Below are 5,216 nucleotides of genomic sequence, written 5' to 3' on the forward strand. Positions count from 1 at the left end.
ACGATTCGCGACAAGCGCGCCAAGGAGGCGATCGATTTCTACGCCCGCGCGTTCGGCGCGACCGAGCAGGCGCGGGCGCCCGCGGAGGACGGCGAGCGGCTGATGCACGCGCATCTCCATATCAACGGCGCGTCGCTGATGATGCATGACGATTTCCCCGAATATTCGGGCAAGCCAGCGAGCGAGCCCGCGGGTCTCGTGCTCCACCTGCAGGTCGATGATACCGACAAATGGTATCAGCGCGCGGTCGATGCCGGGGCGACCTCGGTGATGGCTCCGGAGGATATGTTCTGGGGCGATCGCTATGCGCAGGTGCGCGATCCGTTCGGCCACCTCTGGTCGATCGGCACCCCGCTGCGCTGACCCGCGCGCACCTTTCGCACCCGCAACAATGGCGACATGCCGGGTTCATCCGGCGCGACCTATTCGCCTCCGTAACAAAGGAGTTTGCGATGAAGTTGATCGACCGGACCGGCGCGATGATGCTCGGTCTCGCCGTGGTCCTGGCGGCGGGTGCGGCGGATGCCGCCCCCGCGAGCGCGAAAGGTGCCGCCGCCCGGCTCGCAGCGCAGCATTGGGATCTGGTGGCGTGGAGCGGGCGCCCATTGCCCCAGGGCAAGCCGCTGCGCCTCGATTTCGACGCCGCGAACGGGCGCTTTTCGAGCGACACCGGGTGCAACCGCACCGGCGGCGCGTTCCGCGTCGGCCGCGATACGTTGCGCTTCGGCGACGGCAAACGCGGCTTCGCCAGCACGCTGATGGCCTGCCCGCCGCCGGCGATGGCGACCGAGCGCGCCTATGTCGACGCGCTGTCGGCAGTCACGCGCTATCGTCTCGCGGGCGATCAATTGGTCCTGCGCACCGCCAAGGGCGCGACGCTGACCTATCGCGCGGCGCACAAGCCCGCCGCCGATGCCCCGCGCAAGCTGGTCTATGTCTCGGCCGAGACCCGGCCGTGCAGCGGGGTCGGCCGGATGACCTGCCTGCAGATCCGCGAGAAGCCTGGCGACCGCTGGCAGCTGCATTATGGCGGCATCGAAGGGTTCGCCCCGCATCCGGGGATCGAATACCGCCTGCGGATCATCGAGGAAAAGATCGCCAACCCCCCGGCGGATGCGTCGTCGATCCGCTGGACGCTCGATCAGGTGATCGAGCAACGCGTGGTGCGTCGATAAGTGACGGTCGGCGGGCGCCGCGACGCCCGCCACCGCTTCATGCGGCCTGTTCGTTCAGCCGATAGGTGCGCACCCAGGCTTCGACCACTTCGAAGCGGGGATCATTCTCCTCGAGATCGAGGTAGAGACGAAGAATCTCCATGCGCGGTGTGACAAAGAGTTCCTGCTGAAAAGCAGCGATTTCGAGCGGGGTCACAGAGTTGATCCAGTGCATCCATTATCGGGCGGCGACACGGCGCGGGAAGGGAGCGCCGCATCGCCACCGACAAAACCGCCGGCGCGCGATGTCGATCCACGGTTCGTCTCATTCTGGACGCGATAACCCGTTGGTCAGGCAGCGCCGCTGGCGTCCTCTAACACCCTGTTCCCGCCGCGCAGGCGCCCGGCGTCGCGGTGCGGCGGGGCGCCGAACATGCGGGCATATTCGCGGCTGAACTGCGACGCGCTTTCATAGCCGACCATATGCGCCGCCCGCGCCGCGCCGCCGCTGGCGATGAGCAGTCGTCGCGCCTCCTGCAGCCGCAGCGTCTTCTGATATTGCAGTGGGCTCATCGCGGTCGCCGCCTTGAAGTGGCGGTGGAACGACGCGGGGCTCATCCCGGCCCGCTCGGCGAGGTCCTCCACGCGCAGCATCTCGTCGAAATGCGCGCGGATCCACGCGATCGCCTGCCGCACCCGGCTCAGCCGGCTGTCCGTCCGCACCACCTGGCGCAGCACCCCGCCCTGCGGCCCCTTGAGTAGCCGGTAGAGGATCTCGCGCTCGTGGATCGGCGCGAGCACCGCGATATCATCGGGGGTGTCAAGCAGGGCGAGCAGGCGCGTCCAGGCGTCGAGCAGATCGGGGGTGACCGCGCTCACCGCGAAACCGCGCGTTTCTCCCTCCGCGGCGGGAGGCATATCAGAGATCAACGCGAGCAGACTGGCGCGATCGAGCCGCAGGCTCACCGCGACATAGGGTTTGGCCGGGGTCGCCTCGACCACCCAGCCAGAGGCGGGCAGATCGACGCCGGTGATGAAATAGCTTGCCGGGTCGTAGCGCAGCAGCCGATCGCCGATCATCACCTGCTTCGCGCCCTGCAGGACGAGACACAAGGCGGGCTCGTACAGGCTCGGGGTCGGCAGCGTCGGTCCGATGCCGCCGTGCACCGCGACGCGGGGGATAAGCGTGTCGCGCCGCATGCCGTCGACGTGGCGCGCGGCGATCGCCAGCATCCGGCTGAGCTGTTCCTGCATGCCCGCAACATCGTGAAGCTTGCGCGCCGAGACAAGCCGTCCGCGCGCCGAACGCACCGCTGTTGATAGGATCGGGCAAGACTTCGATCGGATCGCGCTTCGGCCGTGGCGCGCCCGGCCCAATATCGGGCCGGCGGCGGACGACCCTCCGCGGCGCGATCCACATCATTGTCTGTCCAATCATTCCCCGACACAGGAGAAACGATCCATGACCAATGCCTTCGGCGCGGAATCGACCACCGACGAGATACTCGCCGGCGTCGATCTCGCGGGCAAACGCATCCTCGTGACGGGCGTATCGGCCGGGCTGGGGGTGGAGACGGCGCGCGCGCTCGCCGCGCACGGCGCCGACGTCGTCGGGGCGGCGCGCGATCTGGCCAAGGCCGAGACGGCGACCGCAGTGGTGCGCGAGGCGGCCAAGGCCGGCGGCGGGAGCCTCGAACTGGTCCAGCTCGATCTCGCCTCGCTCGCCAGCGTGCGTGCCTGCGCCGACGCCTTGCGCGCCGATGGCCGTCCGTTTGACATCATCATCGCCAACGCCGGGGTGATGGCCTGTCCCAAGGGGCAGACGCAGGACGGGTTCGAGACCCAGTTCGGCACCAACCACCTCGGCCATTTCGTGCTGGTCAACCGCATCGCATCGCTGCTGCGGCCCGGCGGGCGGCTGGTGAATCTCGCCTCGGCGGGGCATCGTATCGCCGATGTCGATCTCGACGATCCCAATTTCGACCATACGCCCTATGTCGAATTCGTCGCTTATGGCCGCTCCAAGACTGCCAATATCCTGTTCGCGGTCGAATTCGATCGCCGGCACCGCGATCGCGGGGTCCGCGCGGCCGCGGTCCATCCCGGCGCGATCCAGACCGAGCTGGGGCGGCACCTGACGCAGGAGAGCATCGATCAACTGCTCGCGTCGCTCGGCGCGCCGCAAAGCGAAAGTGGCGCGCTGCCGTTCACCTATAAGTCGATCCCGCAGGGCGCGGCGACATCGGTGTGGGCGGCGGCAGTCGCCCCGGCGGATGAAGTGGGCGGGCTCTATTGCGAGGACTGCCATGTCGCCGAACAGGAGGAATCGACGAGCATCTTCGCTGGCGTGCGGGGTTATGCGCTCGATCCCGAGCGCGCCAAGGCATTGTGGGCGAAGAGCGAAGAAATGGTCGGCGAACGTTTCTGACGCCGACTGGACCGACAAGAGGAGAACCGGACATGAAATATCGTACGCTGGGGCACGGGCTGAAGGTGTCCGCGATCGGGATCGGCTGCATGCCGATGATCCGCGGCGGCAATATCATCTACGGCGCGGCCGATGACGATGTGTCGACCCGCACGATCCACGAGGCGATCGATCTCGGCATCACCTTCTTCGATACCGCCGAAATGTACGGGCCGTTCAGCAACGAGGAACTGGTCGGCGCGGCGATCAAGGGCAAGCGCGACGGGCTGGTCATCGCGACCAAATTCGCGATGCGCTGGGAGGGCAACAATCCGGTAGCGGTCGACGGCAGCCCGGAAAATGCGCGGCGCGCGTGCGAGGGATCGCTGAAACGGCTCGGCATCGACACGATCGACCTGTTCTACCAGCATCGTGTCGACCCCGATGTGCCGATCGAGGAGACGATCGGCGGGATGGCCGAGCTGGTGAAGGAAGGGAAGGTGCGTTACCTCGGGCTGTCCGAGGCTGCGGAGGAGACGGTGCGCCGCGCCGCCGCGGTGCATCCGATCGCCGCATTGCAGACCGAATATTCGGTGTGGGAGCGCGACGTCGAGAACGGGATTCTCCAGGCATGTCGCGAGAATGGCATCGGCTTTGTGCCCTACAGCCCGCTCGGGCGGGGGCTGCTCGCCGGCGGGATCCGCAGCCTCGACGATCTCGCCCCCGACGACTGGCGCCGCAACGATCCGCGCTATTCGCCCGAGAACATGCCGAAGAATCTCGCGATCGTCGATGCGATCGCGACGGTGGCGCAGCGCCACGGCGTCTCCAACGCGCAGATCGCGCTGGCGTGGCTGCTCGCACAGGGCGACGACATCGTGCCAATCCCCGGGGTCAAGCGCAGCGAGACGATGCGCGACAGCGCCGGCGCGCCCGATGTCACGCTGACCGCCGACGACCTCGCGACGATCGCCGCAGCGGCGCCGAGCGGCGCGACGGCAGGGCCGCGTTATGCCCCCGCCGGCATGGCGCGAGTGAAGCTGTAATCTCTTCTCCCCTCCCTTGAACAAGCGAGGGGGCGGGGGTGGGTTGGCCCGCGCGGAAGCGGACCGGTATCCCTCATACCGACCCACCCCCAGCCCCTCCCTTTCGGGGAGGGGGCAGACTCACCCCGCGATCGTGCAGATCTCGCTCTGCTGCACCGGCCGCGTGGCGATCCCGGCGAAGCCGTCCATCGCGCCATAGCTGTCCTCGCACTTGACCAGCCCGTCGTTGTCGAACCCCCAGACGATCATCGGCCGCGCCTCGTAGAGATAATAAGGCGCATCTTCCGGCACATCATGCCCCATCGCGCGCAATGCGGCAGCGGGATAGGCGATGCGGATATCGCCCTCGGTAGTGATATTGTCGCGATCGGCGACGATCCGGTCGAGGTCATGCTCGATCTGGTGGCAATGATTTTCCACCAGCGCGCGATAATAAGCCGCGACCGCATCCTTGGAGCGCGGGCTGTGCGGCGAATCCACCCCGACGTTGAAGCTGGTATAGGCCGCATCGGGCGAAACGGTCGCCATCAGCGCGTCGAAATCGGCGGTCGCCTCGGCCTTCATATGCACGAGCATCGTGCGCAGGTTGCGCCGGGTCGCTGCGTCGTC

Annotated in this window: 7 protein-coding genes; 4 read left to right on the top strand and 3 right to left on the bottom strand. The window is 67.4% G+C overall.

The window, feature by feature from the left end:
* The coding region (locus tag BGN95_RS12520; RefSeq protein WP_286772795.1) for a VOC family protein at positions 1-363 on the top strand (363 nt) is incomplete at its 5' end.
* Positions 364-452: 89 nt separating this feature from the next.
* The gene (locus BGN95_RS12525) at positions 453-1,175 is read left to right on the top strand and encodes an META and DUF4377 domain-containing protein (RefSeq protein WP_286772796.1); all 723 of its coding nucleotides are present in this window, start codon (positions 453-455) and stop codon (positions 1,173-1,175) included.
* Positions 1,176-1,212: 37 nt separating this feature from the next.
* Here the strand turns inward: BGN95_RS12525 and BGN95_RS12530 are convergent, their stop codons facing one another.
* Both BGN95_RS12530 and BGN95_RS12535 read right to left on the bottom strand, forming a co-directional pair.
* Positions 1,213-1,371, bottom strand: a complete 159-nt coding sequence (locus BGN95_RS12530; RefSeq protein WP_179515320.1) for a hypothetical protein — start codon at positions 1,369-1,371, stop codon at positions 1,213-1,215.
* A gap of 134 nt (positions 1,372-1,505) precedes the next feature.
* Positions 1,506-2,408: an AraC family transcriptional regulator gene (locus tag BGN95_RS12535; RefSeq protein WP_265312446.1), complete on the bottom strand. Its 903-nt coding sequence runs from the start codon at positions 2,406-2,408 to the stop codon at positions 1,506-1,508.
* Positions 2,409-2,616: 208 nt separating this feature from the next.
* Between BGN95_RS12535 and BGN95_RS12540 the strand changes: the two genes are divergently transcribed.
* Both BGN95_RS12540 and BGN95_RS12545 read left to right on the top strand, forming a co-directional pair.
* Positions 2,617-3,582, top strand: a complete 966-nt coding sequence (locus BGN95_RS12540; RefSeq protein ID WP_286772797.1) for an SDR family NAD(P)-dependent oxidoreductase — start codon at positions 2,617-2,619, stop codon at positions 3,580-3,582.
* Positions 3,583-3,614: 32 nt separating this feature from the next.
* Entirely contained in the window at positions 3,615-4,607 is a 993-nt protein-coding gene (locus BGN95_RS12545) for an aldo/keto reductase (RefSeq protein WP_265268136.1), read from the top strand.
* Between the two features lie 120 nt (positions 4,608-4,727).
* Here BGN95_RS12545 and BGN95_RS12550 read toward each other — a convergent pair whose 3' ends face one another.
* Positions 4,728-5,171, bottom strand: a complete 444-nt coding sequence (locus BGN95_RS12550; protein ID WP_286772798.1) for a nuclear transport factor 2 family protein — start codon at positions 5,169-5,171, stop codon at positions 4,728-4,730.
* Positions 5,172-5,216: the final 45 nt, after the last annotated feature.

The sequence above is a fragment of the Sphingomonas sp. 66-10 genome, assembly GCF_001897045.1.
GTDB lineage: Bacteria > Pseudomonadota > Alphaproteobacteria > Sphingomonadales > Sphingomonadaceae > Sphingomonas > Sphingomonas lycopersici.